Here is a 26519-nt window from a genome sequence, read left to right as displayed (position 1 = left end):
CATGTCCGGTTCGATGAGAGGGATGTGGAAACGGAGTATGGTCAGGCTCCTCAGGCACCGCCAAACGAAAGAGGCGGCAACAGCTACGCCCGGCCTAACACCACCGCGCCACATCCCGACTCTACGATTTCGTGCCCCCTTACCGGGGCCTTACCAACGTCTTCCACCCGCGCCAGACTTGCCGGTGATTGCCAACGAAGTTGGCGATCGTGAGAGATCTTGAATCGCTATTTCTTCCTGAGCCGAACACTAGGCCCGCCGTCCTTGTTCTCGCCCGAGGCCAAGAAGATCACGCTTTTTTTCGAGCGCGCGTTGCACGCGTTCGAGTGTGTGCGGAAAAATCTCGCCACGGCTCGTTTCAAACCGGCGAATAGTTGCTTCGCCTACGCCTGAAGCCTCTGCGAGGTCGGCCGCACTCCAGCCAATGGCTACGCGCGCCATTCGAACTTGTGCTCCGGTGATCGTCACGCGGCCACCTTCTCCGCCTATCGCGACCTCTTGCGGCTCACTGGGCTCAACGCCCTGGAGCATCCCCACGACCGTGCGACGCTTGCGCGGATGAGGAAGTTTTGGATTCTATCGTGAGTTGCAATGCGTGGACGCGCGCTCGCGGGATGGTTTGATGGCGGGCCCCGTCTTGAGGAGCCGCTCGCATGGCCTCACGCAAGCGCGGGTCGCGCACCCGCAAGCGTCGCAGCGATCCGGGCCAATTGAACCTGTTCGACACGCCAGGCGAGAAGGCGCCGGTGCGGGCCAAGTCTGCAGCGCCGCTGCGCGTGAAGACAAAGCGACTTACGGCGGCCGCTAGAGAGCAGTCGGTGATTTTATCGCCACGAGAGGCGGCGGCTTATCTTCGGGTCGCCGTGAGCACCCTCAAGAGTTGGCGCGCCAAGAAGATCGGGCCGAAATGGATGCGCCGTGGCGCGCGCTTGGTGTGCTACTTTCCAGAGGACCTCGACGCGTTTTTGCGGCGCGGCGCACGCGATCCCGACAAACCCTGACAATTTGCGCGTCACGCATGACGACGAATTTAGTCGCGTAACATGCGAACTATGGCGGTGGGACATTAAGGGCGATCAAGAGCTATCGTTGATCATTGAGAGTCGCGAGAGGTAAGTCTCGGAAACGCGCGGAAACCAATTGAGACGCAGCGCCCTTTTCGACTTCGATTTGTGTTTTCATCGCATTGCAGAATGGATTTGTTCGTTGTGGATAAGCGGACCTTTCATCGAGGCGCCGCGAGGGAGTTTATCGCTCGCAGCGCGCTGAAAGGAACGAACCATGTCGACCGAAATCCTGCTGACCGTTGAAGACGCCGCCGCGCGTTTGAAGATTTCCAAACACACGCTCAATCGTTGGCGTGTGACCGGTGAGGGCCCGCCCTTCATCAAGTACGGACCACGCCTTGTGCGCTACCGGGAGGAAGTGCTGGAGGCGTGGGCAGACGCCCGTACGCGCGGGTCAACCTCGCCCACGAGATAACAGGGGAACTCACAATGCTAGGCGTTACGGTGCCGACCAGGTGCCGACCAGCAATTTCCGTGTTCACTTTTGTTCGAACGGCGCTTCGAGAAGGTGTTGATGCAACGCGTGATTTTTGGAGCGGGCGGGGGGAATCGAACCCCCGACATTCAGCTTGGGAAGCTGACGTTCTACCTCTGAACTACGCCCGCGAACGCGCTGCGACCGATAGCGGGTTTTGGGTGCGCGGTGCAAGCGAGCCGCTGAGAGCGGCTCGCTCCAAGGCTCAAGCGTAAGACGCGGCCTGCTCTGGCGTGAGCGCAGGGCCCACGCGGCCGGCGTCGGCGGCGAGCACGGCGGCTGGGGCCACTTCTTCCGGCGTCAGGAAGACGCCCGCGCGTGCGGCCATGAAGCCCGCCTGCGCGCTCGACGTGAACACAGTGAGCGGCACGCTGAAGACGAGGCCGAACAGGATCGGCGCCGTCCAGATCACGAGATCCGAATAGGGCGCGGCGAGCGCCAGCACGAACACGCCGATGGCTGTGTGCCACCAGCATGAGCGCCACGCTTCCGTCCACGGTGCGGCTTCGGCGGAGCGGCGTTGCGAATTCCAGCCGCTGTCGAAGCCGAGCAGTGTCTCGGCCACGGCGCGGCAGGTGAACAACATGCGCATCGGCGCAAGCACGGCCGACATGACGAGTTCGCCGAACAGGCCCGCGATCACCGCATACCCGCCGCCAAAGGCGCGGCGTTCTTCCGGGCGCGTGAGGATCAAGAGTGCGCCCATCACTTTCGGGCCGAAGAGCATCACCACCGTGAGCACGATGCTCCAATGCAGTTCGAGCAATTGCTCGGCGCGGCCGGAGAACCAGGGCTCACCCGGCTCAGGCGCGCCTTGTTCGAGGCGCAACGCAATGCCGGCGCTCAAGAACGCCAGCCAGAGCGGCGCCGCGAAATAGACCATCGCCGCCATCGCGATTTGCACTTTGGCGAGCCAGCCGAGGCCCTCGGCGCGCATCAGGCCGAGGTGCTGGAGGTTGCCTTGGCACCAGCGGCGGTCGCGCACGGCTTCATCGACCAAGGTCGGCGGGCATTGTTCGAACGAGCCGTCGAGCAGCGGCGCCATTTCCACGCCCCAACCGGCGCGGCGCATGAACATGCTTTCGATGACGTCGTGGCTGAGGATTTCACCGCCAAACGGCGGAGCGCCTTGCAGGCGTGGCAGGCCGGCCGTTTCGGCAAACGCGCGCGTGCGCAGGATGGCGTTGTGGCCCCAATAGAGGCCTTCCGCGCCCGTCCACCAGGCAACGCCTGCGCTGGCGACGCGGCCATAGAGGCGGATGCCGAATTGCATGTGACGCGCAAACAGCGTGTCGCCGCCAAAGCCCATTGGGATGGTTTGCAGCACGCCGAGGTCTTGGCGCGAGTCCATGTAGGTCGGCAGCGCTTGCAGCAGCTCGGCGCTCATCAGCGAGTCGGCGTCGAGCACGATCATGTACTCGTACGCGCCGCCGAAATTGCGGACCCAATCGGCGACGTTGCCCGACTTGCGCCCGATATTGGCGCTGCGGCGGCGATAATAGAAGGCGCTGTGGCTCGTGGCTGCTGCGTTGACGGCGGCGAGGCCTTCTTGGGCGGCGACCAATTCCTTGTTGGTGTCGCTCAGTACGAAGAAGTCGAACTGGCTAGAGAGGCCTTTACGGGCGAGTGCGTTGTCCATCGCGCGCAGGCGCGCATAGACGGCAGCCACATCCTCATTGCGGACGACGGCGAGCAGGGCGGTGCGTTGGTTGGAGACGCCGACGATGTCTTCAACTTTGAAGAAGTCGCCACGGCGCGTGCCGAGCAGGAAGAAGCCTGCGAGCGCGCTGCAGAACCAGCACGAGATGCCGATGAAGAGCGGGCCGAATAGAACGAGTGCGACCACTTCGATCCAGGTGAAGCCTTCACCGGCGAAGAGATCGAACGGCGCCATGAAGGCGGCGATGGTTAGAGCGAAGGTCGCCGTGAACAGCGCGGTGCGGCGCATCCACATCGGCGTGTACTCAAACCAGCGCGGCTCTTGCGCTGGCTGAGAAGCGCGCTGGGTAGGCATCGCCAAACTTGCCGTGGGCGGCAGAATTTGCGGCGTCGTCGCGTGATCGTAAGGCAATGAATCCCCCGGAGCGCGATCAAGCGCCAACCAGCTTAAACACGTAAGTACGACAACAGATGCATCGTGTGAATGCCGATGCGCCGCCCATCGCTTGGGCGGGCCCTCGCGACGACGCTAAAGAATGTGGCGCCTTAAAAGCGCCAATGCGTCTCGTTGCCGCTGGCGAAGGCGGTTCCCGAGGCGCCGACAGGTTCTGCTTTGCCGTCAGTGAGATACGAAATGGCGTTCTCGTCCGTGGCGGGAATTTTAGCGAGGAAGCGTTCGTCGGCAGGTGTTTTACCAACGACGACACCCGCGCGTGGACGCCCATCGCGTTCGTAGAACACCGTGTAGGTCTCCACTTTTGCGGGGCCTGAATAGCTTGCTATGAGTTGCGGGATGGGTTCGCGTTGCGCGTCCGCTTCGGCCTGATAGTCAAAATCCCTTGGTTTTACTGCGGCGCGCGCCGGATCGCGGCTGATAATGATCGAATGGTTCTGCGTGGCGAAGCCGCCATTGGCGAACAGCAGGCCGTGTTGGCCGCCCGCACGCAGGTTTTGCGTCATCGCGACCACGGCATGGCTCATGTAATTGCCGATCGGCCCACCTCCGAAAGTTAAACCGCCGAAGACGGTGGCTGGTTTTTCGACCGGCCAGTCGATGATCCGGCGCGCCATTTTCGGGACGCACGGGAAGCAAGAGTAGAGTTCTACGCAATCCAGCTCTGCAGATTTGATGGCATTCAAGTCCAGCGTCCGCTGCAGTGAAACCGCCATGCTGGCGGAATGATCGAAGCGATCGCGGGCGAGGATGTCGTTCGATTCGTCGGCCGCCGCGCCGTGGCCGACATAGATCAGCCGTTCTTCAGGGATGCCGCGTTGCAACGCCTGAGCGAGAGACGTGACGATAAACGCAGCGCCCTGGTTCACCGACGAGTTGGCGACCATCAGCTTGGTGTAGGGAAAAGCGATTGGGCGATTGTCAGCGGAGACGCGTGCGACGTCTTCGGCGCTGACGGGTTTGCGTATCCAAGCGCCATCGTGTGCCGCGGCCACCTGTGAAAAGCGCGACCAGATTTCGCCGCTCTCGGTTTGCGCGTCGGCCAAGCTCTGACCCCACGCGGCGCGCGTTGCGTTTTCGTAGAGCGGATAGATGTCGACGGGGGCGATCAAGCCGTAACGCTGCGCGTAGGTCGGCTCACGGCGCTGCGGAATGCTGCGGATGGCGTTGTGATCGGATTCCTTGTCGCCAGATTTCATCGCGGTGCGTTGTGCGGCGGTGCGGAGCGCCTCGCCGCCTGCAATGAGCGCGCTCGTGATCTCGCCATTAGCGATGCGATGCGCGGCTTCGTTGAGCAGCAGGATGGGGCTCGCGCCGCTTGGGTATTTGGTCTTGTAGGCAATGCGCGGCGTCGCGCCGAGTTCGGCGGCGAGCAAGGGCACGATGTCGCCGAGTTCGCGGAAGGAGAGATTGTCCACGACGCCGATGGACTCGATTTCGGCAAGCCACGCGCCGCCGCCCGCATCCGCCTCTGCGAGCCGCGCCGCCGCCGCCATCAGCCCCAGCGTGTCGAGCCCGACCATTGGATCGGCGGGCCGATCGTTCAATTGGCCGACGCCCACAATCACCGGCGTACGCGCGCTATCGCTCATGGTTTCCTCCGTGAGCCGCGATCTTACGCGCGCAGCGCACGCGGAGACAATTTTTCGCAACGTCAGCCTGCGCCTGACGCATGGTCAGCGGCCGCTTTCGGCTCTATCTACCCAGGCAAAGGAGCCCGTTCATGGCCGAGATTTCCCACCCGCAATTGCGCAGCTTCACCGACAAGCTTTGGAACGACGAGATCGTGCCGACCTTGGTCGAGTACATCGCCATTCCAAACAAGTCGCCGTCCTTCGATCCCGATTGGGAAAAGCACGGCTATATGGAGCAGGCGGTGCAGCTCTTCGTGGCTTGGGCGGAGAAGAAGCTGCCGGCGTTGAACGCGACGTTGAGCGTCGAGCGCGCAACGGGCCGCACACCGCTGATCTTCATCGACGTGCCGGGCAGCGTGAGCGGCGACACAGTGCTGCTTTACGGCCACCTCGATAAGCAGCCGGAGATGACCGGTTGGGCCGAAGGCAAAGGCCCCTGGGTTCCGGTGATCGAAGGCGACAAGCTGTACGGTCGCGGCGGCGCGGACGATGGCTACGCCATGTTTGGGGCCCTCGGTGCATTGCTGGCGCTGAAAGAGCAAAGCGTGCCGCACAAGCGCGCAGTGATCGTGATCGAAGCCAGCGAAGAAAGCGGCTCGCCGGATTTGCCTTACTACATGGATGCTCTGGCCGATCGCATCGGCACGGTCTCGCTCGTCGTCTGCCTCGATAGCGGCTGTGGCGATTATGAGCGCTTGTGGGTGACGACGTCCCTGCGCGGCTTGGTGGGTGGCACGTTGCGCGTCGATGTGTTGGAAGAGGGTGTACACTCGGGCGACGCGTCCGGCGTGGTGCCGTCGAGCTTCCGTGTGCTACGCCAAGTGCTGGCGCGCTTGGAGAATGTCGAGACCGGCGAAATCGTGGTCGATGATCTTAAGGCGCCAATCCCCGAAGAGCGCGTGCGCCAAGCGAAGGTCGCGGCGCAGGCCTTGGGTGATCAGGTCTATGCGAAGTTTCCGTTTGTCGAAGGCATGAAGCCTGCCGGCGCGGATCTCGCCGAGCTTGTACTGAACCGCACCTGGCGGCCTGCGCTCTCCGTGACGGGCTTCGCTGGCGCGCCAGCGCCACTAGACGCCGGCAACGTGCTGCGTCCGTTCACCGAAGCGAAGCTCTCCATGCGCATCCCGCCGACTTTGGATGCGGTGAAAGCCAGCAAGCGCATGAAGGAAATCGTTGAGCGCGATCCGCCCTATGGCGCCCGCGTCGTCTATGAAGGCGAGAAGGCCGGTTCGGGTTGGAACGCGCCAAAGACGGCGGCCTGGCTTGAAGCCGCGCTGGAAGACGCATCACACGCCGCGTTCGGCAATCCGGTCGCCATGATGGGTGAGGGCGGCTCGATCCCGTTCATGGGCATGCTCGGAGAGAAATTCCCCGAAGCGCAATTCGTGGTCACAGGCGTGCTCGGGCCGCACTCCAACGCGCACGGTCCGAACGAATTCTTGCACATCCCGACCGGCAAGCGCGTCACCGAAGTGGTCGCGCGTGTTGTCGCCGCACACGCGGAGACGTAATCAGCCTGCCTGCTTTTGCGCGAGCGGCGTGACGCTGGCCGCAGGCGCGTGCTGATCTGGCGCGCGCTTGCGGGCGTAGCGCATCACTGTGGCCGCCAGCATGTCGCGATCTGCCGGCTTCACGATGTGCTCGGCCGCGCCCAACGCCAGCGCGTGGCCGCGATCTTCGTTCACGGAGAGAACCACGACTGGAATGTCCTGCGTCGCGGGATCGTGCTTCAAGCTTTGCAGCACACGCCAGCCGGAGCGATCCGGCAAGAAGATGTCGAGCAGCACCAAAGCCGGTGATTTCGCGCGCGCAAGCGCCAAGCCCGCTTCGCCGCCGCCAACGCCCTGCACCGCAAAGCCCGCACGCGTGAGCGCACGCGCCGCGAGTTCGCGCGCATCCGGCTCGTCTTCGATGACGATCACAAGCGGCTGATCCGCCGTGCCCTGCAGCTCATCGACTTTCGCTGCAGCGCCCAACGCGGCCGAAGCATCGGCGAAATTCACGGGCACGTGTAGCGTAAACATCGAGCCTTGGCCGAGCGTGCTTTCCACGCTCACATCGCCGCCCAGCAATTGCGCGAAGCGGCGCGTGATGGTTAGGCCCAGGCCCGTACCGCCATATTGCTGCGTGATGCTGGGGTCCGCCTGCACGAACGGCTGGAAGAGGCGAGACATATGCTCGCTCGACATGCCGATGCCGGTGTCGCGCACCGTGACGAAGATTTGCTCGACGCCGTTATGAGTGCGGCGATCGTAGGTCACGTCGATCGCGCCGTTCTTGGTGAACTTGGCGGCGTTTGAGAGCAGATTCAGCACGCACTGGCCCAGCTTCATCGAGTCGGTGGTGGCCAGGCCATGCGGCGCCTTGTTGTGCAGCGTGACCACATTGCCGTTCTGCTCAGCGATAGGGCGAACGGTGCCGATCAGCTCGCTCAGTGTTTCGATCGGATCGAATTCAGCGGCGCTGACATCCATGCGGCCAGCTTCGATTTTCGAGAGATCGAGAATTTCGTTGATCAGGCTCAGCAGGTGTTTTGCGGCGGTCAGGATGCGCTGCAAATCCTGGACGGAAGCCTTGTCGCCATTGTCCTCAGCGTCTTCCTGCAACATTTCCGCATAGCCGATGATGGCGTTGAGCGGGGTGCGCAGTTCGTGACTCATATTGGCGAGGAATTGCGACTTGGCGAGATTGGCGCTTTCAGCCGCGTGACGGGCGTGCGCCAGATCATCGATACCGCGCTCGATATCGACGGCGCCGTGTGCGAGCGTGCTGAGAATCCTAGAGAGCCCCGCCGAGAGCGTTTCGAGCGGCGTGCTGATTTCAGCGGCAAGCGAGAGTTCGTTGCGCAGAGTCTTCAGCGCTCCGCCTTGGGCCAGGAGCGCCGTCGACGCGTCGCTGAGGACTTCGCGCGGGAGCGCCGGTGTGGCGACGACGGGTTCGCCGGTGCGCGATACGCAGGTGACGCGGATCGGGACGCCTTCCGGTGTGGTGCGGACAAAGGCATGGTGACGTACGCGAACGCGCGAGCCATCGGCGCGAACCACGTCGTGCGTCAGCGCGATGCGGCGCACAGCGCCATGCGTCGGTGCAAACGCTGATTTTACCAGGGCGCGATCCTCGGGCGGCGCGAAGCAGGCGTTGTCGACGATGTCGGTAAATGTGATCGAGCGGCCGAGCAGGGCGGCGAGACGATCGCCACCAACCAAACGCTCGCGTGTGAAGTCGATCTCCCAAGCGGCCGAATTGGCGTTGCTGAAGCTCATATTGAGCTGGCGTAGCCATTCCACATCCTGAACGCGCGCATGCGAGGCGCGATGCGCATGGTGGAGGGCCGCTGCCAGCACGTAGGCGACGCACGCGCCCATCGCCAACGTCGCGGCGAAGGTTGAAAGCGAGACGCTGCTCGCCAAGATCACGGCGCCGAGCAGAGCGTAAGGCGCGCAAATGGCGATCGCGTAGAGGCGGCCACGACGTGCGGAGAAAGCGGTGTGCGCGCAGAGCATGGCGAGCATGGTGGCGGCCAGCGGCGCGCCGACCTGCGACTGCTCAAACCAGAGAATGCCAGGCGCGGCCGCAAGGCTCGCGGATTGCGCTAAATCGAGCGTGAAATGCAGGCCTTTCGCGTTTTCGCCAACGAGCGCGCGCGCATTGGCGCTTGCCCATTTGTGCATTTCATCGATCATCAAAGCGAGGCCGAACCATACGGCGCCAAGCGGCAAGCCAGCGGCTGCGCCAACAGCGATCGCGATCAGCGCATAGAGATAGTAGCGCGTGCGCGAGCTGGAGAAGACCTCCGCTGTCGCGCGTTCAATCGCCGCATGGTTGATGAAATATTGCACGCCCCGCCCCAATGGCTAATTTCTGCTAAGCCTAATCGCGCTCTGTAAATCAAGCGTTCGCGTGAGTGCCTTTTTCGTACTGTTTTGATACGAAAAACGCGCTGTTTTAGGTGTGTTTGTGAAGTATGTGTTGATGTGCGGCGGGCAAGGTAAACGGGCATGAACTTTCGATCGGACAATACAGCGAGCGCCGCTGCGGAAATCATCGCCGCCTTAACAAGCGTGAACGAAGGCGCTGTTGTGGGCTACGGTGAAGATCCGTGGTCGCGCAAAATGGATGAAGCGTTTAGCTCGTTATTCGAGCGCGACGTGCGTGTGTTCACTGTCGCGAGCGGCACGGCGGCAAACTCGATCGCGCTCGCCAGCGTCACGCCGCCATGGGGTTCGATCATTTGTCATCACGAAGCGCATATCGAATGCGATGAGTGCGGCGCGCCCGAATTCTTCTCTGGTGGGGCCAAGCTGGTGCTCGTTGACGGCGAAGCCGCAAAGTTGACGCCGGACGCCTTACGCGAAGGCATCGGCCGCAACGCACGTGGTATTCATTCCGTGAAGCCAAGCGCGGTGTCCATATCGCAAACCACGGAGCGTGGCGCGATCTACAAAGCCGACGAGGTGGCGGCGCTGGGTGCGATCACCAAGGAAGCGGGGCTCGCGCTGCACATGGACGGCGCGCGCTTCGCCAACGCCATCGTCGCACTTGGCTGCAAACCCGCAGACGTGACCTGGCGCGCTGGCGTGGACTTGTTGTCGTTCGGGGCGACAAAGAATGGCGCCTTGTTGGCGGAATCGATCGTCTGCTTCGATTTGGACCTCGCCGAGGAGATTGCGCGCCGGCGCAAGCGTAGTGGTCATCTGATCTGCAAGGGCCGTTACCCGGCGGCGCAATTCCTCGCCTATTTGAACGACGGCCTCTGGCTGAAGCTCGCCGGCCGCGCCAATGCGCTGGCGGCGAAGCTGGGCGAGGCGGCGGCGCCGTTCCTGAGCGTGCCGGTGGAGAGCAATCAGGTCTTCATCAAGGTTGGTGCGGAGAGACTGGCGAAGCTACGCGCGGCGGGGGCGGATTTCTACGATTGGAGCGAAGGCGAGGCGCGGCTGGTCGTCTCGTGGAACCAGCCGGAAGCAGATGTCGAGGCGCTGTCAAAGCTGCTGAAGGCGCTTTAGCTGGCGAGGCGTTGGGCGTCTGCGGGTGGTGCGGCTGCGGGCGCAATCATGCGCGTACGCGGCGAGACGCCATGCGCGGTCTTGGCCCAATGATGTGGGCGGACCGCGAGTTCAAACAACGCACGCAAAGCCGCGAGCGTCGCCAGCGGCCAATAGAACGGCATCTTTAGCGCCGCGCGCATGTGGCTGAGATTGCCGGAGGGCGCGACCGCGCTCAGCGCCGCGAACAAAGCAACGCAATAGCCGAACAGCGCCAGCGCGAAGTCCGACGGCGCAAGGGAAGATCGCGACGAAATCTCGCCCCTAGGCTGTGGCCCTCGCCGGCGGATTCTTCTCCTGGCCGTCCTTCTTGTCGGCCACGCGCTCGGCTAAGGCGAACAGAAGCGGATTGAGCGCGATCGAGATGAGCGCCGCGGCGAGGATGAGATTGTAGGTCTCTTGCGACAACAGCTCCAAATGCACGCCCATGCCGGCGAGCACGAAGGAGAATTCGCCGATCTGCGCCAAAGACGCTGCGATCATGAGCCCGGTGCGCAGTGGCAATTTGTAGAGCGTCGTGATCGCAAGCGCCGCCGCGCTCTTGCCGATCATGATGATGAAGACGATCGCGAGCACGCCCAAAGGCTCGCGCACCAATGTCATCGGATCGAACAACATGCCGACCGAGACGAAGAACAGCACCGCGAACGTATCGCGCAATGGCAGCGAATCTTCGGCGATCTTATGGGTGAACTTAGTGCCATTGAGCACGACGCCGGCGAGGAAGGCGCCCAGCGCGAAAGAAGCGTCGAAGAGCTCATACGCGACCCAGGCGATGCCGAGCGCGAGGGTGAGCGTGCCGAGCGACATGAGCTCACGCGATTTCAAATGAGCGACCTGAACGATCAACCACGGAAAGAAGCGCGCGCCGACGAACAGCATCAGCGCCACGAACACGCCGATCTTGCCGATTGTAAACGCGAGCGTCGACAGCGCCGTCGTGAGCGAGATGCCGCCATTGCCGTTGGCCATCGTCGCCAGCGTCGGCAACAAGACGATGCCGAGCACGATGGCGATGTCTTCAATCACCAGCCAGCCGACGCAGATGCGGCCGTTTTCGGTTTTCACCATGTGCCGGTCTTCGAGCGCGCGCAGCAGCACGACGGTGCTCGCAACCGAAAGCGAAAAGCCCAGCATGATCGATTCAGCCGCGCCCAAGCCCATGAGCGCGCCGACGCCGTACCCGAGCAATGTTGCGGCCGTCATTTGCACCAGCGCGCCTGGCAGCGCGACGCCGCGCACGGCCCAGAGATCCGCGAGTGAGAATTTCAAACCCACGCCGAACATCAGCAGGATCACGCCGATCTCGGAGAATTGCATGGCGAGGTCGGCGTCGCCGACGAAGCCTGGCGTGAACGGCCCTACGGCGACGCCGGCGATCAGATAGCCGACCAGCGGTGAGATGCGCAGACGCTGCGCTGCGGCGCCGAAGAAGAACGCAAGCGCGATACCGGCGACGAGATTGACGATGAGGCTGTGACTTTCCATCGGATCTTTCAAATGGGGCTTCTCGGCCGTCGCGTGCGCGGCGGTCGCCGATCGGCGAATTGCGTGTGGTACGTCAATCGACCCGATCGAAGCGATCAAGTCAAACGGCGATGCGACGCAGGTCATGGTTTTTGTCGACGCGGCGGCGTAGAACGCGCAAAACATGGGAGGCTGGCGTGGGCCAAGACGAATTGCGCGCGTTGTTTGCGGACGTCAGTGCGCGTGCGGCGGCGTACCGCGATGGTGCGCCGACGCGGCAACACCAACCTGCGCGTGGCTATCGCGAGATGCGCGCGGCGTTCGATCAGCCGACGCCGGAGCGTGGCGACGAGGCGCGCGCGGTGATTGCGGAACTTGCGATGCTGGCAGAGCCGGGGCTGACAAACATCATCGGCCCGCGTTTCTATGGTTGGGTGATGGGCGCGAGCCACGAGACGGGCGTCGCCGCGGACTGGTTGATCAGCGCCTGGGGGCAGAACGTCGGCAACGCGCATGCGACGCCAGCGGCCTCGGCGTGCGAAGAAGTTGTGACGCGCTGGTTGCTCGATTTGCTCGACCTGCCGCGCGGGTCTTCGATCGGATTCGTGAGCGGCGCGACTTTGGCGAATTTCACCTGCTTGGCGGCGGCGCGCGGCGAGGTGTTGCGGCGCGTAGGATGGGACGTCGAGAGCGACGGCTTGTTCGGCGCGCCGCCGATCCATGTTGTGCTGGGCGAAGAAGCGCATTCCACCGTGTTCTCGGGACTTCGCTATCTGGGGCTCGGCGCCAAACGCATCGTGAGCGTGGCGTCGGACGAGCAGGGGCGGATGAAGCCGGACGCCTTCAAGCGCGCGATCGAAAAGCTCGACGGGCCGATCATCGCCATCGCGCAGGCGGGGCACATCAATTCGGGATCGTTCGATGCGTTCCCGGAGATCGCGACAACGGCGCGGGCGAAGGGTGCGTGGTTGCATGTCGATGGCGCATTTGGATTGTGGGCGCGGGCGTGTCCCGATCGTGCGCATCTCGGGCGCGGGTTGGAGCTTGCAGATTCGTGGGGCGTCGATGGCCACAAATGGCTGCAGACGCCGTACGACAGCGCGTACGCCATCGTGCGCAACGCCGAGGCGCATCGTCGCGCAATGCTGATCGCGGCGAGCTATCTGCCGGCGGGCGAAGATCGTCATCCCGCCGATTTCACGCCGGAGCTGTCGCGACGAGCGCGTGGGTTCGCGACCTGGGCGACGATCAAAGCGATGGGCCGCGAAGGCATCGCCGAAATGGTGAGCCGCCATTGCGCGGTGGCGCGGGGCATTGCTGAGCGCTTGAATGCAGCGCCGGATGTCTCGGTGTTGAATGAGGTGGTGCTGAATCAGGTCGCGGTGTGTCTCGGGCCCGATATGGACGTGGCGAAGGCCGATGAGCTGACAGCGCGGACGATCGCGCGGATTCAGAACGAGGGCGTGATCTTCGTCGGCGGCGCGGTTTGGCGCGGGCGCCAGATCATTCGGATTTCGGTGTGCAGTATGAACACGACGGAGGCGGATGTGGCCGTGAGCGCGGACGCGATCTTGAGTGCGTGGCGCGCTGAGCGGGACGCTGGATGATATCTTGGATCGTCGGCGTCCTCGCCGGCGATGGTGTTTCAATCGTCACGATGCCCGGCAATCACCGCGCCGGCGAGGACGCCGGCGGTCCAAGAAAGGCGCAGCACTTTGGCCGCGTGAAGCGCGGCTTCACACGGTTGAGTTTGGTGCAGGCATGCCGGCTGGAAGCCGGCGGCCCGGTTAGGAGGAATCCGCGCAAATCACTTCGGGCAGCGCAAGCGTGCGCGCGGAATCGCGCGGCGGGCGCATGAGGCGAATGCCGAAGAGGCGCGTCAGACCGCGTGCAAAGCGACGCGCGGCGCGGTCGACGAGGGCGTCGACATTTTTGAGGGCGTTCACAATGAGCAGGAAGCGCGTGAGTAGATCGCGATGCTGCAAGCGCTTGCGTAGCCATGCGCCGCGACCGGCGCGGGTGATGGAGCGTACGCGTGTGCGGCGGCAGAAGCCTGTGCTGGCGTAATTGCGCAGCTTCGGCGGATGCCCTGTGCCCATGCCAAGCTTGGCGGCCGCGTGAAGGATGATGATGTTGTTGATGGTGCGGGCGACGGCGTCGAGATTGGCGTAGAAGCCGCGTGCGAGCAGGTGGCGTTCGCTGATGCGGCCGAGGCCGTCGCGAAACATGAGCGCGCCCACCCAGAACAGAAGCAAGCGAGCCCAGGCGATGAGCCTGGTCTTTCTGTGCTCTGTGATGGTGGGCGCGGTATGTTTCATGCGCGGCAGTGTGCGGCTGTGCGCTAGTCGGTCGGATAGATTCTTCCTTCGGACCGCTGGCTTCCAGCCGGCCTTGGTTGAAAGGCCAAGACCTTCAACGGCTTTGCACCATCAAACAAAGAAGCCGGCTGGAAGCCGGCGGTCCGAGTTGCGGATAGAGCGCTACTCTATCCCCCCATTCCGCTCACGCTGCGCGCTGCGACGTGACTTTCGTGATCGTCAGACGGTGCGTGTCGCCCACGTCGTCGGGCCACCAGATTGTGTCGCCTTCGGCCAGGCCAATGAGGGCGGCGCCGACAGGCGTTAGCACCGAGATGCGGCCGTCGGCGAAGTTCGCGCAGTTTGGGTAGACGAGTTGGAAGTCGCGATAATCGCGGCCGTCATATTCGAACGTAACGCGATCGTTTATGGCGAGCACGTGGGGCGGCAGATCGTCGAGCACCTTGGCGCGCTGCATTTCTTGCAGCAGTAAAGCGGCGCCTGGCGAACGGCCGAGGCCCTTCAAAGCGAGATCGATGAGCTCTTCGTGATCGTCGGGCGTGACGAAGATCGCGGGGCGTTGTTTGGTGTTCATGGGTTTGTCTCATGCGTTCGCACGCGCTGAAGCGCGTTGCGGTAAAGATTTGAGATGATGTGAAGAGCCCCTAACGCGCGCGTGGCGGCGAGTTAGGGGTCAAGCGAAGCCGGCCGTGCGGTCCGCACGGACGAAGATCGACAGAAGGGGCGCGCTCGTACGCATACGCCATCAGATCGGGTTTGCGCGCGCAAAGTCAAGCGTGTGCGCTGATGCTTATCCGACGCGCGTCCAATCCATGATCCAGTTTTCTTCCCAGGTTTGGCCGCCATCGCGCGAGACGGCCTGGCGCCAGCGGCAGGTGGTGGGGCTGATATTGTCCCATACGCCGCGCACTTTGATGGGTTGATCATCGTCCATGTCATCGGCGCCGAATGTGCCGACGCCATTTGTGAAGCTGCCAGTTTGACCGGGTGTGGTGAGCACGCCGCTGCGCGCGTTGACCCAGAAATCGGACCACGCGCCGCTTTCAACATCGAGCAGGCGCAGACCCATGCCGGCGAAATTGCGCGAGGGGATCCGAAGTTCTTCTACGCTGCCGACGCCGCCGAGAATGTGCCAGCAGGTCGCTTCGCCTTCGAACACATCCCAATCGTTCGGCGCGCGCAGGCGACGATGGTGGATGCGCCATTCGCCGGTGAGGAAGTTGAACTCACCGGGCTGGCCGCGTTGTGGCGCGGGCGCTGGCGTAGCGGCGTTCGCATTGGTGTTTGTGAGCAAGGCAGCGGCGACATTGAGCAATTGGCGGCGATCTTCGTTCATGTTCTCCTCCCTCAAGCGCGCGTGAATTGCATGCGCCAATTGATTTCCCAGCTCGCGCCATTGTCGGGCGAGAAGGCTTGCTCCCAGCGCGGCGCGCCCGTGTGGGTTTCGGTCCATTGGAAGCGCACGAGGATGGGGCGATCGTTCAGTGTCTGTTCGGCGATGAAGGTGCCGACACCATTCTCGAAGCCGCCCAGCACAGGGGTCTCCAGCGTGTGCGGATCGCGGGCGTCGAGCCACCAGATCGCCCATTGGCGTGTTTGCGGATTGAAAGAGCGGAGGGCGACGGCCTGATATGTGCCGCTGGGAAGCTCGAGGACATTGTCATCGACATTACCGTGGCCGCCCATCAGTTTGCGCATGGAGCATGTGCCGTCAAAGCGCTGCCAATCATCGGAGCCGACAAGGCGGCCATTGAGGCGTTCGTGCGCGACGCGCCAATTGCCGACGAGAAAGTCGAAATCTTTGGGGCTGCCGGTGTGCATGTTCTGTCCTTGAGCTGGGTTGAGGGGGAGCGCGCTCGTGGCGAGCGCGCAAAGGAGAAGGCGGCGGAGCTGATCCATGCCCCTGCTTTAGACCGCAATACCTGACATCGAACGTCAGGATTTATGTGCTATGCAAAGGAATGCGTGCGAGCCGGTTACTTTCGATCCTGATCCTCCTGCAGATGCGGGGACGCCTGAGCGCCGAGGCGCTGGCGGAGGAGTTCGAGGTCTCGGTGCGCACGATCTATCGGGACGTGGATCAGCTGAGCGCCGCGGGTGTGCCGATCTATGCGGAGCGCGGGCGGTCCGGCGGGTTTGCGTTATTGGACGGCTATCGCACGCGTCTGACGGGGTTCACGCCAGCGGAGGCCGATGCGCTGTTGCTGGCCGGCGTTGGCGGGGCGGCGGCCGATCTGGGCATTGGCGCGGAGGCGGCTGCAGCGCAATTGAAGCTGCTCGCGAGCTTGCCGCCGGATTCAGGCGCGAGCGCGCAGCGCGTGGCGCAGCGTTTTCATCTCGATCCGCTCAATTGGTACAGTCGCGCCGAGGCGATCGACATTCTGCCGGCGCTCGCGTCGGCGGTGTGGAGCGATACGCGCGTGCGGCTGCGCTATGAGAGCTGGAAGGATGTGGTGACGCGCGACGTTGATCCGCTCGGGCTCGTGCTGAAGGGCGGGGTTTGGTATTTGGTCGCGGCGGTGAAGGGCAAGCCGCGCACATATCGCGTCTCCAGTATTCAAGAGTTTGAAGTGCTGAAGGCGCGCGTGAAGCGCCCGGCGCGATTTGATCTCGGGCGCTATTGGCGCGACTGGGCGCGGGATTTCGAGACGCGGCTGTTGGAAGAGCGCGCTGTGGTGAAGCTCTCGCCGGCGGGGCGGCGCTTGCTGCGCGATGTCAGCATGGCGGCGTCGGAAGCGGCGGAGGCCGCGCATCGCAAATGCGCGCCGGAAGGCTGGGTGCGCGCTGAGATTCCGATCGAGAGCGTTGATCGCGCGACACGGCAGATGCTGCGCTTAGGCGCGGACGTCGAAGTGGTCTCGCCGCCCGCGCTACGCCAAGCGATCGCGCGCGAGGCGGCGAAGGTCGCGAAGCTCTACGCCTAAGCTGCTTTCAGCAATTCGCCGGCTAATCCCTTGCGTAAGAGCGCGCTGGTTTCGCGCACGCCGAAGATGGCTGCGAATTGGCCGAAGCGCGGCCCGCTTTCGACGCCGAACAACACTTCGTAGAGCGCCTTGAACCAATCGCGCAGCGGCTCGAAGCCGTGCTCTTTGCCGACGGCATATACCTCGTTCTGGATGACTTCGCCGTCATTCGTCTCGGCTGGCAGCGCATCCAGGCGCGCGATCAAATCCTCGAACGCCGCGCGCTCCTTGTCGGTGGCGGCGCGGAACACTTTCGTCGGCTTCACGAAATCGTTGAAATAGCGGATTGCGTAATCGGTCAGCGTATCGAGGAACGGGTGCGTTTGCGGCGTCGTACCTGGCGCGTATTTGCCGATGAAGGCCCAGAGCAAATCCTTGGTCTCCGCGTTCGAGGCGGAGACGAGATTGGTGAGCAGCGCGAACGAGATCGGCGTCAAATCCTTAGGCGGATGGCCGGCGTGGATGTGCCAAGCCGGGTTCTCGAGCTGCTCGGCGATATTCTGGCTGTGATAGCTTTCGACATAGCTCAGATATTCATCGACCGCCTTCGGGATGACATCGAAATAGAGCTTCTTGGCCGTGCGCGGCTTTTGGAAATTGTAGAGCGAGAGCGATTCTGGCGCGGCATAGCGCAGCCATTGCTCGACGCTGATGCCGTTGCCCTTGGTCTTGGAAATCTTCTCGCCGTTTTGGTCGAGGAAGAGTTCATAGACGTAATTGACCGGCGGCTCGGCGCCGAGCGCTTTGCAGATGCGCGCATAGACGCCTTGGTTCGGCTGGTGGTCCTTGCCGAACATTTCGAAATCGACGCCGAGGGCGGCCCAACGCATGCCGAAATCCGGCTTCCATTGCATCTTGGCGCGGCCGCCTGTGACGGTTTGCGTGATCTCTTCGCCGTCCTCGTCGTCGAACGTGATCGTGCCGTTGGCGGCGTCGATCTTCTTCATCGGCACGTAGAGCACGCGGCCGCTCTTGGGCGAGATCGGAAGGAAGGGGCTGTAGGTCTTGCGGCGATCTTCGCCGAGCGTCGGCAGCATGATGGCCATGATCTCGTCATAGGCCTTCAACGCGTTGAGTAATGCGGCGTCGAACGCGCCGGACTTGTAGAGGTCAGTCGCAGACTTGAATTCGTACTCGAAGCCGAAGCTATCCAAGAACGCGCGCAGGCGTGCGTTGTTGTGGTGCGCGAAGCTTTCGTGCGTGCCGAATGGATCGGGCACGTCCGTGAGTGGGCGCTGCAGATAGGGGACGAGCGCTTCCGGGTTCGGGATGTTGTCCGGAATCTTGCGCATGCCGTCCATGTCGTCGGACACGCAGATAATCTTCGTCTTGATCTTGTCGCCGGTGAGCACGCGAAAGGCGTGGCGCACCATCGAGGTGCGCACGACTTCGCCGAACGTGCCGATGTGCGGCAGACCTGACGGACCATAGCCGGTCTCGAAGATCACCGTCTCTTTCGGTGATTTCTGCAGCCGTTCCAGGATCAGGCGGGCCTGTTCGAACGGCCAAGCCTTGGCGGCGGCGGCAAGCGTGAGAAGATCTGACATCGGCGAATCCAAAAAGGGGCGTTCTGCTTAAACCGCCCAAGCGCGCGATGCCAAATCCGAGGCTTATTCCGGCTGCGATCTGCGGCCGAACCAGCGGGCGAGCGTGGCGCGTCGTTTGGCGAGGAAACCCCAGCCGAACACGCCGGCCGCAACCCAGAGGAAGCCTTCCAGGCTGAGCGCCGCCGCCGTGACGATGGCGACCCAGGCAGGCATATCCGGGCGGTTGAAATAGGCGATGCCCAAGGTCGTCCACGCGGCGACGACAATGGCGCCCGCGACGGCAAGAATGACCCAACGTGCTTTCATGACGCTCTCCTTTGGCCCTGAGCAGCCGCGGGCGGGGCGATCGGATGCGGGGCGTTGCGCTTTTTTCGAACCACGGCAAAGTCCCCCCATGCGAACTCTGATCCTGATGCGGCACGCCAAGGCCGTCCGCGCCCACGAAGCTGACAGCGACGAGACGCGTGGGCTGACGGGCAGAGGCCGTCGCGAAGCCGCCGCTGCAGGGGCGGCGATGGAGGATGCAGGGCTGAAGCCGGAACTTGCGCTCGTCTCAACCGCCAAGCGCACGCGCGAAACGGCCGAGCACGGCTTGCAGAATTTCGCGCTGAAGACCCGCTTTGAGGATGCGCTCTATCACGCGCATCTCGAAGGCATTTGGGATGCGTTCAGCGCCAGCGACGCGGAGAGCGTCGTGATCGTCGGGCACAATCCCGGTATTGGCGAGCTTGTGTCGAAGCTCGTGCATCAAGCGCACGACGGCTCAAAACTCGCGCGCGAGTTCAGTGGGCATTTTCCGACCTCAGCGTTCGCCGCGTTTCAGATCAAAGGCGATTTGCTGCGCGCCGCAGGGCCGACGCTGATCGCCGCGTGGAAACCGCCGCGCGATCGGGACGATGATTAAGGCAAGAACGTCGCGCCGCTTAATTCGCCGTCGCTGACGCTGCGGTTGGCATAGGCGTAATTCGTGCCGTTCCATTGCCAGAGTGGGAAGGAGAAGCCGGGGCCGCCGTCGGCGAGATCGTGCACGCCATTGGTGCTGGTCGCCATGATGACGAGCACGCCGCCGCGATCGGAATAGACTTCGCGGAAGCGAGCGCCGTCACGCACGAACAGGTGCAAGAGCGAGCCATCGCCGTAGCACGATGCAGTGGTGGGGCCGCCGCCCATAGCGAAGAGAATGCCCGTGCCGGCCCCGCCGCCGAGATCGGCGCTCAAGAATTGCGGCGTGGAATTTTCGCCGCACTCGTTCATCACTTCGCCGCGTGGGTTGGGGCTCATGCCGAGGAGGGCGAAGATCGCGGCTTTGTCGGCATCACTGATCGCGCCGTTGGCGGCTGCAGATTGCGCGGGTTGCGCGTCAGCATTCGTTGCTGTGCCAGCGTCGCCGCATGCGGCGAGCGCAAGAACAAGACTGGCGATGAGAGTTGTACGAATGCGCACGGATGGTTCTCCCCGCGCGAAATCTACACGAATACCGCAATTGTCGCCAAAGTAATCGCGATTACTGGCTCGCCCACAAGATGCGCGCGATCCAATCGATCTCGGCGACGGCGATCTCGCGCGGCTTATGCGCGGGATTGAGGGAGGTGAGTTCGATGGTCTGATCGTTGCGGCGGCCGAGCACTTTGGCCATCACTTCGCCCGCGCGCGTACGCACGACAACGCGATCGCCACGCCGCACGGCCGCACCCGGCTGCACGATGACGACGTCGCCGGCGCGATAGATGGGCTCCATCGCTTCACCCGCGATTTCGAGCGCATAGACGCGGTCTTCGCCTAAATCTGGAAAGCGCACGGTTTCGTCGGCGCCGACGGGAAAACCGTTCTCGTCGAAGAAGCCGTCGGCGCCCGCGCGCGCCATGCCGACGATCGGGATGGCGCGGCCGGCGCTGCCTGGTTTGCCGGCCAGCAACGCGGCGAACTCGTCCCAACTGGTCTCCGCCGCCGCGAGCGCGCGCGCGACGCTTTCGGTGGAGGGCCAGCGCGCTTTGCCGTCCGCGGCTTGGCGCTTGGATTTGTTGAACGTGGTGGGGTCGAGGCCAGCGGCGCGCGCCAGGCCCGAAGGCGACATGCCCCGCCGGGCCGCCACAGCATCAATCGCGCGCCAGATTTGGGCGTGGTTCATGGAGGCGGAGCATAGCGCAGCTGGGAGGACTTTCAACCCATAAATAGGAAAAATATCTAGACTATGCACGTGACACACGGAGGCCCATCCCTTAAATAGAGGGAATGGAACACGCTGACCTCCAAAACCCGCTCTTCACCGATGAAGACGCTGCTTGGGCTCATTACGAGACCCTGCGCTGGCCGGACGGTCCGATCTGCCCAAAGTGCGGGTCGGTCGATAATTCCGTGCGCGTCGAGGCCAAGGAAACCAAGCGCACTCGTAAGCTGAAAGACGGCACCACGAAGACGGTGACGTGGAAGCGTCGGGGCGTGATGCGCTGCAAGGATTGCTCAGAGCAATTCACCGCGACTGTCGGGACTATCTTCGAAGACAGTCATATCCCCATGCACAAGTGGCTGATGGGCGCGCACCTGATCTGCGCCAGCAAGAAGGGCATGAGCGCCGCTCAATTCCATCGCATGCTTGGTTTCGGCTCATACCGAACCGCTTGGTTCATGCTGCACCGTCTGCGTGAGGCTATGGCGGAGCGAGGCTCCGTTCAGAAGCTCGGTGGTGAAGGCAGCGGCGGTATCGTCGAGGCGGACGAAACTTATCACGGCAAGGTTGAAGAGCCGTCTGAGTTCACGACCAAGGGCCACAAATTTCGCCGCTCGAAGGCGGGGCGCGGTCCGTCGAATAAGCGTGCGATCGTTGCTCTAATCGAGCGCGGCGGCAAAGCGCGCGTGTTTCACGTAGCGACGGCCAACCGCGAAAGCGTTGAGCGCATCGTGCGTGATAACGTCGATAAGGCGGCGCGTCTGCATACGGACGAAAGCCGTCTCTATCCGCGCGTTGGCAAAGAGTTTGCGGGCCATGACAGCGTGAAGCACAGCGCGAAAGAGTACGCGCGTCGCGAAGGCGATATGGTCATTCACACGAACAGCGCCGAAGGCTTCTTTGGTCTGTTCAAGAAGGGCTTTGCTGGTTCGTACCAACACTGCGACGAGAAGTATTTGGCGCGTTATCTGAGCGAGTACGAGTTCAGATATAACCACCGCATCAAGCTCGGCTTTGACGACAAGGCGCGTGCGACGGCACTGCTCACCCGCACCGTGGGCCGCCGTCTCACGTTGCGACAGCCTAAAGAAGCCAACGCCTGAGTATCTGAGAGAGCGGAAGAAGAAGCTGCACCGGATGCGGCGCTATCGGATGCGCGCGCTTCGAGACAAGGTGCGGCGCATGAAGCATGCGGCCGACCGGGGAGCAAACCTGGATTTATTCGAGGATTAGCCGCCTACGCCTCGCGAGAAAATCTCACTGTACGCTTGCAGTGACTCGGCACTTCTGATTCAGTGCTGGGACTGAAGGCACTGGCGCCCCCGCCGCAAAACGAAGGCGCCAGCCCACTACGGAGCGTAGGGGTTACTTCTTCTTAGAAGAGCCCTTACGCGAACCCGGATACGTGATGTGTTCGACCACTGCGGTCTCATCACGCTCGCGGGCTTCTTTGACCGGAATAAACTGACCGTTGTCAGCGTCCCGGCCCGCTTTGCGAGTGTACGACATTTGCTACCACCTCCTTTCCCGGGCCGTTGCCCGCGCCTATCAGGCTGGACTCGGGTGGAGAGCGGAGGCGCAAAGCACACTGCGCGACTCAATATAAGCAGAGATTCGGGATTTTTTGGAGTCCCAACAAACTCTTAGCGGGACACATTGCGGCGGCCTAGGTTGGCTTCGATTTTTGGTTGGTGCGCTTCTTCGGAAGCTGCTTCACGCCCTCAGATCTGACCGGACGGCGCTTAGGCTCGTCCTTCAAGGGCTTTGGTGGCGTCGCTATCAGGCGCTTGATAACATCGTCGCGACGCTGAGCCGTTTCATCTTTCGGACTATCAGCCATGGACCGCCCTTCCTACGAGGTGAACGTCGCCGAATTTCGATACGAACCTGTCGGCCATTGCATCTACTGCGGCGATTCTAGCTCGTTCCTTACGCTTGAGCATATCATTCCGCTGAACTTGGTGGGGCATTTGAAGCTGCCAAAGGCAAGCTGCAGTGTCTGCCAAAAAGTCACGCACGCCTTTGAAACCGAGTTCGCCAAGGCGACGCGAGGTTTTCGTTATCGTCTTGGCATCAAGGCGAGAAAACCGAAAAAGCGGGTTCATGTTCACACGGTGACCATCAACGATGGTCACCGAAAACGTGAGATACAGATACCAACGGAAGACTTTCCAAAGCTCTTGAGCATCCCTGAGCTTGTGCTCCCGCGAATCCTTACTGGCGCTTCGGATAACGATCTTGGGCGCATTTGGAACGGCGTTGACCTTCGCGACATGCGCGCATTTGCTGACAGGTATGGCGGGCAAGAAGCGACTTTCGCCAAGTACGATGTTGCAACGTTTCTTCGGCTTGTCGCGAAAGTTGCGCATGCTTACGCGTATGCGGCAATCCCGCGCTCGGAGCTGAGTTCCTACAATTTGTTGCTGGGTGATTTTATCCGCACCGGTGAAGGCGATCCGCTTTACTTGATTGGCGGAGGACGACAGCAGCTTGATAAGGTGAAAGACCTGCATCAAATCGAGCTGCTTACGCTTGAGCGCTCTACCGATGAATTGCTTGTGTGCCGCTTGCGGCTGTTCGCAGCGTTGGGCGCGCCAGAGCATCATGTCGTGGTTGGCATCAGGGAGAAACGGGAAGCCTAAGCCGCGCGCATTCCTCTAAGACCGCCTCGACGCACGACGCATAAGTAGCGCGCTCGTGCTCAGGCACTTCAGACCATGGAAGGGCGTCCGGGTCGGGGTCGGCGGCCTCCATCGCTTCATACAAACGGCGGGCCAATAAACTCAATACTGGGTCCGGCATGGGAAAATAGTCCTACATTCCGCAGGGGATCGCAGGACGATTCGCCGTTTTGGGACTTTTGACAAGCGAGCAACCGCCGATTGTTGCTGATTTTGCTGCACTATTGACAGCGTGTGTGCCAAGTGCATAATTAGGAAAAATATCCGATATGCCTACCATTGATTGTGGTTCTCGCCTTTGGCGGATTGTGCGGGCAGCGGCCGCGCCAGCGTGGTAGGCGACAGCGCGATCAGAATCGGCGAAGCGCGACCACGTGAGCACCATCCATGACATCGCCACCGGCGCCATGCGTTGGCTTGAGCCTGAGCGGGCGCACGAGGCTGCACTTGCCGGTTTGCGCGCAGGCTTCGGCCCACGTGTGCGCGCCGATAAATTTCCGCGCTTAAAGACGAGCCTTGCTGGGCTCGATCTGCCGAACCCGATCGGCATGGCGGCGGGCTTCGACAAAAATTGTGAAGCGCCGGATGCGTTGTTGAAGTGCGGCTTTGGTTTTGTCGAATGCGGCACCGTCACGCCGCGCGCGCAAGAGGGCAATCCGAGACCGCGCATCTTCCGCTTGAGCGAAGATCGCTCCGTGATCAATCGGCTCGGGTTTAACAACAAAGGTCTCGATTACTACGCCGATCGCTTTGCCGCGCGCGCGGGCAAGCCTGGCGTTGTCGGCGCAAATGTCGGTGCGAACAAAGATAGCGCCGATCGCGCAGCCGATTACGTCGCGGGCATGGGTCGAGTGTGGAAGTGCGCGTCCTATGTGACGGCGAATATTTCATCGCCGAACACGCCGGGTCTGCGCGGGCTGCAAGAGCGCGGCGCGCTGGAAGATTTGCTGGGCCGGTTACGCGAAGCGCGCGCGCCGCTGGAAGCTGCGCATGGCAGACGGCCTTTGTTTTTGAAAGTCGCGCCGGATCTCGATGAAACGGCTGTGCGCGATATTGCGGAATTGGCGCTGACGTATGAGCTTGATGCGCTCATTGTGTCGAACACGACGCTGCAGCGGCCGGACCATTTGAGCTCGGATAATCGCGACGAAGCGGGCGGGCTTTCGGGACAGGCGCTGTTCCACATTTCGACGCAAGTGCTGCGCCAGTTCGCGCAAGCGTTGAACGGGCGTTTGCCGCTGATTGGCGTGGGCGGTGTGGAAAGCGGGCTGACAGCGTTGGCGAAGATCAAAGCCGGCGCAAGCGCGGTGCAGCTCTATTCGTCGATGATTTATACGGGGCCGAGCCTCGTGGCGCGCATCATAGACGAACTCGACGGCCTGTTGGCCGCCGAGGGTGTCGATTCAATTGCAGAAATGGTCGGCGCGGACGCGCGCTAGCGCGTTACGAATTGCGCGCGAGCACGCGTTGGCGCAGCGACGCGGTGAGCTGACGGATGTCCGTCATCAAAGCACGGATGTCGCCATTGTTGCGGTCGAGCTGGGCGAGGAAGTCGCGCTGCTGTTGTTGCGCCAACCAGATTTGGTTGCCTTCGATCAGCAGCGACACGTCGACGACTTTCCACACATTGCCCGAACGCAGCAGGCGCCATTGCACCGTTTGTGGGCGTCCGCCCCGCGGTTGCATTTCCGTGGTCACAATCACGTCGCGGCCAGCGACGCGCTCGGTTGAATCCGTCACGCGAATGGTCGCGCCGTTGAAGCGGCCGAGGCGATCTTCGTAAACAGCGATCGAGTATTCTTGGAATGTGCGGTTCCACTCGGTGCGCAGCGCTGCGTCGCTGCGCAATTGCGCGCCGTAGCGGCCGAGCACGAAGCTCGAAATGCGTGGCATGTCGGCGAAGCGCGCCATCAGCTGATCGAATTGGGTGCGGCGCTGCGGCGTGCCGACGGCAGTATCCGCTAGCGTGCGTAGAGCCGCAGTCGCGTTTTCCTGGACGTAGTTTTCAGCGTCGGCGTTGCGCGCGGCGTGTGCGTCCGGAGCTGCGACGAGCAGGCCCAGGCCCAACATTCCAGCGAAGAATGCAGAGCGGGTGATGGGGCGGGTCGTCACTTCTTCTCTCCTGTGTTGACGCGCGATGTGGGTTTAACTTCGCTCTCGTCCAAGTGTTGCGCCGTGACCGGCGTTTCATTCAGTTCGGAGTGTTGCGCATAATCCCCAGTCGCGGCCGGCGCTTCACTTGCAGAAATGTCATCGAATTCCGGCAAATCCTGGACGTCGCCTTGACCGTTTTGGATGGCGCTTTCGCGCAGCAATTCATACGACGAACGTATCGTCGAATAAGGGTCGAGTGAATCGCGGCGAATATCATCGACGGATTCAAGCAATTGCTCGCGCACGGAAACGCCTGTCAGCACGCCGCGCGTGGCGCGGAACGTCGTGGCGTCGTCGCCGTCGAGATAGGAGAGCGGATCGAGCACGCTGTCGATGACGCGGCCTGTCGTGTCGCGTACGTTACTCGGGCCCATCAACGGAATGAAAAGATATGGGCCTTCGCCGACGCCCCACACGGCGAGCGTCTGGCCGAAATCTTCGTCGTGATATTCGAGGCCCATGCTCGTCGCGGGATCGAACACGCCGACGACGCCGATCGTGGTGTTCACGGCGAAACGCGCTGCCGTCGTAAGACCGCGATTGCCTTGGCCCTGCAACACGTCGTTCGCAAAGATCACAGGGCCGCGCAGGTTGCGCAGGAAATTTCTGACGCCTTGGCGCACGGGGCCGGGCGTGACGGCGCGATAGCCGCGCGCGACGGGCTCCACCACGGCTTGGTCGACGCTTTCGTGCACAGCAAACATCGAGCGGTTGAAGCCCTGCCAGGGATCGCCTTCCGACGGCGCGGTTGCCGGCTCAACAGGCGCGGCGGCGGCGGGCTCAACCTGCGCGACAGGCGCGGGCTCGGCCGGCGCGTCTTGCGCATACGCCAGCGCGGGCGCGGCAAGTGCGGCGGCCAACGTGATGAGAGTGATACTTCCCCGCATGCGC

27 protein-coding genes and 1 tRNA gene are annotated in these 26519 nt (G+C 62.6%); 10 read left to right on the top strand and 18 right to left on the bottom strand.

All coding sequences use genetic code 11. The annotated features are described in order from the left end of the window. Window positions 1-249: 249 nt before the first annotated feature. Window positions 250-531: a helix-turn-helix domain-containing protein gene (locus tag EPJ54_RS20400; RefSeq protein WP_135211137.1), complete on the bottom strand. Its 282-nt coding sequence runs from the start codon at window positions 529-531 to the stop codon at window positions 250-252. 122 nt (window positions 532-653) lie between these two features. Between EPJ54_RS20400 and EPJ54_RS08120 the strand changes: the two genes are divergently transcribed. Together EPJ54_RS08120 and EPJ54_RS08115 are read left to right on the top strand one after the other, a co-directional pair. Beyond that, entirely contained in the window at window positions 654-1001 is a 348-nt protein-coding gene (locus EPJ54_RS08120) for a helix-turn-helix transcriptional regulator (RefSeq protein WP_135211136.1), read from the top strand. Between the two features lie 280 nt (window positions 1002-1281). Then, window positions 1282-1482: a helix-turn-helix transcriptional regulator gene (locus tag EPJ54_RS08115; RefSeq protein WP_135211135.1), complete on the top strand. Its 201-nt coding sequence runs from the start codon at window positions 1282-1284 to the stop codon at window positions 1480-1482. Window positions 1483-1598: 116 nt separating this feature from the next. Here EPJ54_RS08115 and EPJ54_RS08110 read toward each other — a convergent pair. From EPJ54_RS08110 to EPJ54_RS08100, 3 genes are all read right to left on the bottom strand, one after another. Next, window positions 1599-1673 (bottom strand) — tRNA-Gly (locus tag EPJ54_RS08110). 74 nt (window positions 1674-1747) lie between these two features. Further along, a complete protein-coding gene (mdoH, locus tag EPJ54_RS08105; RefSeq protein ID WP_135211134.1) occupies window positions 1748-3613 on the bottom strand; it encodes a glucans biosynthesis glucosyltransferase MdoH in 1866 nt (621 codons plus the stop codon). 134 nt (window positions 3614-3747) lie between these two features. Further along, entirely contained in the window at window positions 3748-5247 is a 1500-nt protein-coding gene (locus EPJ54_RS08100) for an acetyl-CoA acetyltransferase (protein ID WP_135211133.1), read from the bottom strand. Between the two features lie 140 nt (window positions 5248-5387). Between EPJ54_RS08100 and EPJ54_RS08095 the strand changes: the two genes are divergently transcribed. Then, the gene (locus EPJ54_RS08095; protein ID WP_420823036.1) at window positions 5388-6800 is read left to right on the top strand and encodes a M20/M25/M40 family metallo-hydrolase; all 1413 of its coding nucleotides are present in this window, start codon (window positions 5388-5390) and stop codon (window positions 6798-6800) included. On the opposite strand, the gene EPJ54_RS08090 is transcribed toward EPJ54_RS08095, so the two are convergent. Further along, window positions 6801-9128 (bottom strand): ATP-binding response regulator, encoded by a 2328-nt coding sequence (locus EPJ54_RS08090; RefSeq protein WP_135211131.1) that lies wholly within the window; start codon window positions 9126-9128, stop codon window positions 6801-6803. A 159-nt stretch (window positions 9129-9287) separates the two neighbouring features. Here EPJ54_RS08090 and EPJ54_RS08085 point away from each other — a divergent pair, with 159 nt between their 5' ends. Further along, on the top strand, window positions 9288-10292 hold the full coding sequence (locus EPJ54_RS08085; RefSeq protein WP_135211130.1) for a threonine aldolase family protein: 1005 nt from the start codon (window positions 9288-9290) through the stop codon (window positions 10290-10292). Here the strand turns inward: EPJ54_RS08085 and EPJ54_RS08080 are convergent. Next, on the bottom strand, window positions 10289-10456 hold the full coding sequence (locus EPJ54_RS08080) for a hypothetical protein (protein WP_167755494.1): 168 nt from the start codon (window positions 10454-10456) through the stop codon (window positions 10289-10291). The genes EPJ54_RS08085 and EPJ54_RS08080 overlap by 4 nt on opposite strands. 139 nt (window positions 10457-10595) lie before the next feature. After that, window positions 10596-11819: a cation:proton antiporter domain-containing protein gene (locus EPJ54_RS08075; protein ID WP_135211128.1), complete on the bottom strand. Its 1224-nt coding sequence runs from the start codon at window positions 11817-11819 to the stop codon at window positions 10596-10598. A gap of 176 nt (window positions 11820-11995) precedes the next feature. On the opposite strand from EPJ54_RS08075, the gene EPJ54_RS08070 reads away from it, so the two are divergent. Beyond that, window positions 11996-13405, top strand: a complete 1410-nt coding sequence (locus tag EPJ54_RS08070; RefSeq protein WP_239590803.1) for a pyridoxal phosphate-dependent decarboxylase family protein — start codon at window positions 11996-11998, stop codon at window positions 13403-13405. Between the two features lie 180 nt (window positions 13406-13585). Here EPJ54_RS08070 and EPJ54_RS08065 read toward each other — a convergent pair whose 3' ends face one another. The 4 genes from EPJ54_RS08065 to EPJ54_RS08050 form a co-directional block, all read right to left on the bottom strand. Next, entirely contained in the window at window positions 13586-14116 is a 531-nt protein-coding gene (locus EPJ54_RS08065; RefSeq protein WP_135211126.1) for a hypothetical protein, read from the bottom strand. A 184-nt stretch (window positions 14117-14300) separates the two neighbouring features. Beyond that, the gene (locus tag EPJ54_RS08060; RefSeq protein WP_135211125.1) at window positions 14301-14690 is read right to left on the bottom strand and encodes a GreA/GreB family elongation factor; all 390 of its coding nucleotides are present in this window, start codon (window positions 14688-14690) and stop codon (window positions 14301-14303) included. A gap of 216 nt (window positions 14691-14906) precedes the next feature. Continuing rightward, window positions 14907-15452, bottom strand: coding sequence for a hypothetical protein (locus tag EPJ54_RS08055; protein ID WP_135211124.1), 546 nt, complete (start codon window positions 15450-15452; stop codon window positions 14907-14909). Between the two features lie 11 nt (window positions 15453-15463). Next, window positions 15464-15937 carry a DUF1579 domain-containing protein gene (locus tag EPJ54_RS08050; RefSeq protein ID WP_135211123.1) on the bottom strand — a complete coding sequence of 158 codons (474 nt, stop codon included), beginning with the start codon at window positions 15935-15937 and terminating at the stop codon, window positions 15464-15466. A gap of 140 nt (window positions 15938-16077) precedes the next feature. Here EPJ54_RS08050 and EPJ54_RS08045 point away from each other — a divergent pair, with 140 nt between their 5' ends. Further along, window positions 16078-17040, top strand: a complete 963-nt coding sequence (locus tag EPJ54_RS08045) for a helix-turn-helix transcriptional regulator (RefSeq protein ID WP_135211122.1) — start codon at window positions 16078-16080, stop codon at window positions 17038-17040. Here EPJ54_RS08045 and EPJ54_RS08040 read toward each other — a convergent pair. Together EPJ54_RS08040 and EPJ54_RS08035 are read right to left on the bottom strand one after the other, a co-directional pair. Further along, a complete protein-coding gene (locus EPJ54_RS08040; protein WP_239590802.1) occupies window positions 17037-18626 on the bottom strand; it encodes a lysine--tRNA ligase in 1590 nt (529 codons plus the stop codon). The two genes, EPJ54_RS08045 and EPJ54_RS08040, sit on opposite strands and share 4 nt — an antisense overlap. A 63-nt stretch (window positions 18627-18689) precedes the next feature. Then, the gene (locus EPJ54_RS08035) at window positions 18690-18932 is read right to left on the bottom strand and encodes a hypothetical protein (protein ID WP_167755628.1); all 243 of its coding nucleotides are present in this window, start codon (window positions 18930-18932) and stop codon (window positions 18690-18692) included. 88 nt (window positions 18933-19020) lie between these two features. On the opposite strand from EPJ54_RS08035, the gene EPJ54_RS08030 reads away from it, so the two are divergent. Further along, window positions 19021-19530: a SixA phosphatase family protein gene (locus EPJ54_RS08030; protein WP_167755627.1), complete on the top strand. Its 510-nt coding sequence runs from the start codon at window positions 19021-19023 to the stop codon at window positions 19528-19530. Here EPJ54_RS08030 and EPJ54_RS08025 read toward each other — a convergent pair. Together EPJ54_RS08025 and EPJ54_RS08020 are read right to left on the bottom strand one after the other, a co-directional pair. Then, window positions 19527-20069, bottom strand: a complete 543-nt coding sequence (locus EPJ54_RS08025) for a DcrB/PsbP domain-containing protein (RefSeq protein ID WP_135211118.1) — start codon at window positions 20067-20069, stop codon at window positions 19527-19529. The two genes, EPJ54_RS08030 and EPJ54_RS08025, sit on opposite strands and share 4 nt — an antisense overlap. A 61-nt stretch (window positions 20070-20130) precedes the next feature. Beyond that, the gene (locus tag EPJ54_RS08020; RefSeq protein ID WP_135211117.1) at window positions 20131-20754 is read right to left on the bottom strand and encodes a S24 family peptidase; all 624 of its coding nucleotides are present in this window, start codon (window positions 20752-20754) and stop codon (window positions 20131-20133) included. A gap of 104 nt (window positions 20755-20858) precedes the next feature. Here EPJ54_RS08020 and EPJ54_RS08015 point away from each other — a divergent pair, with 104 nt between their 5' ends. After that, the gene (locus EPJ54_RS08015; protein ID WP_135211116.1) at window positions 20859-21896 is read left to right on the top strand and encodes an IS1595 family transposase; all 1038 of its coding nucleotides are present in this window, start codon (window positions 20859-20861) and stop codon (window positions 21894-21896) included. Between the two features lie 262 nt (window positions 21897-22158). Here the strand turns inward: EPJ54_RS08015 and EPJ54_RS19795 are convergent, their stop codons facing one another. After that, the gene (locus EPJ54_RS19795) at window positions 22159-22302 is read right to left on the bottom strand and encodes a hypothetical protein (protein WP_167755626.1); all 144 of its coding nucleotides are present in this window, start codon (window positions 22300-22302) and stop codon (window positions 22159-22161) included. A gap of 329 nt (window positions 22303-22631) precedes the next feature. Between EPJ54_RS19795 and EPJ54_RS08010 the strand changes: the two genes are divergently transcribed. Further along, complete coding sequence (locus EPJ54_RS08010) at window positions 22632-23435, top strand: hypothetical protein (RefSeq protein WP_135211115.1); 804 nt, start codon at window positions 22632-22634, stop codon at window positions 23433-23435. 413 nt (window positions 23436-23848) lie between these two features. Continuing rightward, window positions 23849-24913 (top strand): quinone-dependent dihydroorotate dehydrogenase, encoded by a 1065-nt coding sequence (locus EPJ54_RS08005; protein WP_135211114.1) that lies wholly within the window; start codon window positions 23849-23851, stop codon window positions 24911-24913. Between the two features lie 4 nt (window positions 24914-24917). Here the strand turns inward: EPJ54_RS08005 and EPJ54_RS08000 are convergent, their stop codons facing one another. Then, entirely contained in the window at window positions 24918-25586 is a 669-nt protein-coding gene (locus tag EPJ54_RS08000; RefSeq protein WP_135211113.1) for an MlaC/ttg2D family ABC transporter substrate-binding protein, read from the bottom strand. Then, a complete protein-coding gene (locus EPJ54_RS07995; RefSeq protein ID WP_239590801.1) occupies window positions 25583-26515 on the bottom strand; it encodes an MlaA family lipoprotein in 933 nt (310 codons plus the stop codon). The genes EPJ54_RS08000 and EPJ54_RS07995 overlap by 4 nt, the downstream gene beginning before the upstream one ends. Between the last annotated feature and the right edge of the window lie 4 nt (window positions 26516-26519).

Source organism: Vitreimonas flagellata, from assembly GCF_004634425.1.
Classification (GTDB): Bacteria; Pseudomonadota; Alphaproteobacteria; order Caulobacterales; family Aquidulcibacteraceae; genus Vitreimonas; species Vitreimonas flagellata.
The sequence above is the reverse complement of the archived record's forward strand: the minus strand, read 5'-3'. Positions and strand labels throughout refer to the sequence as shown.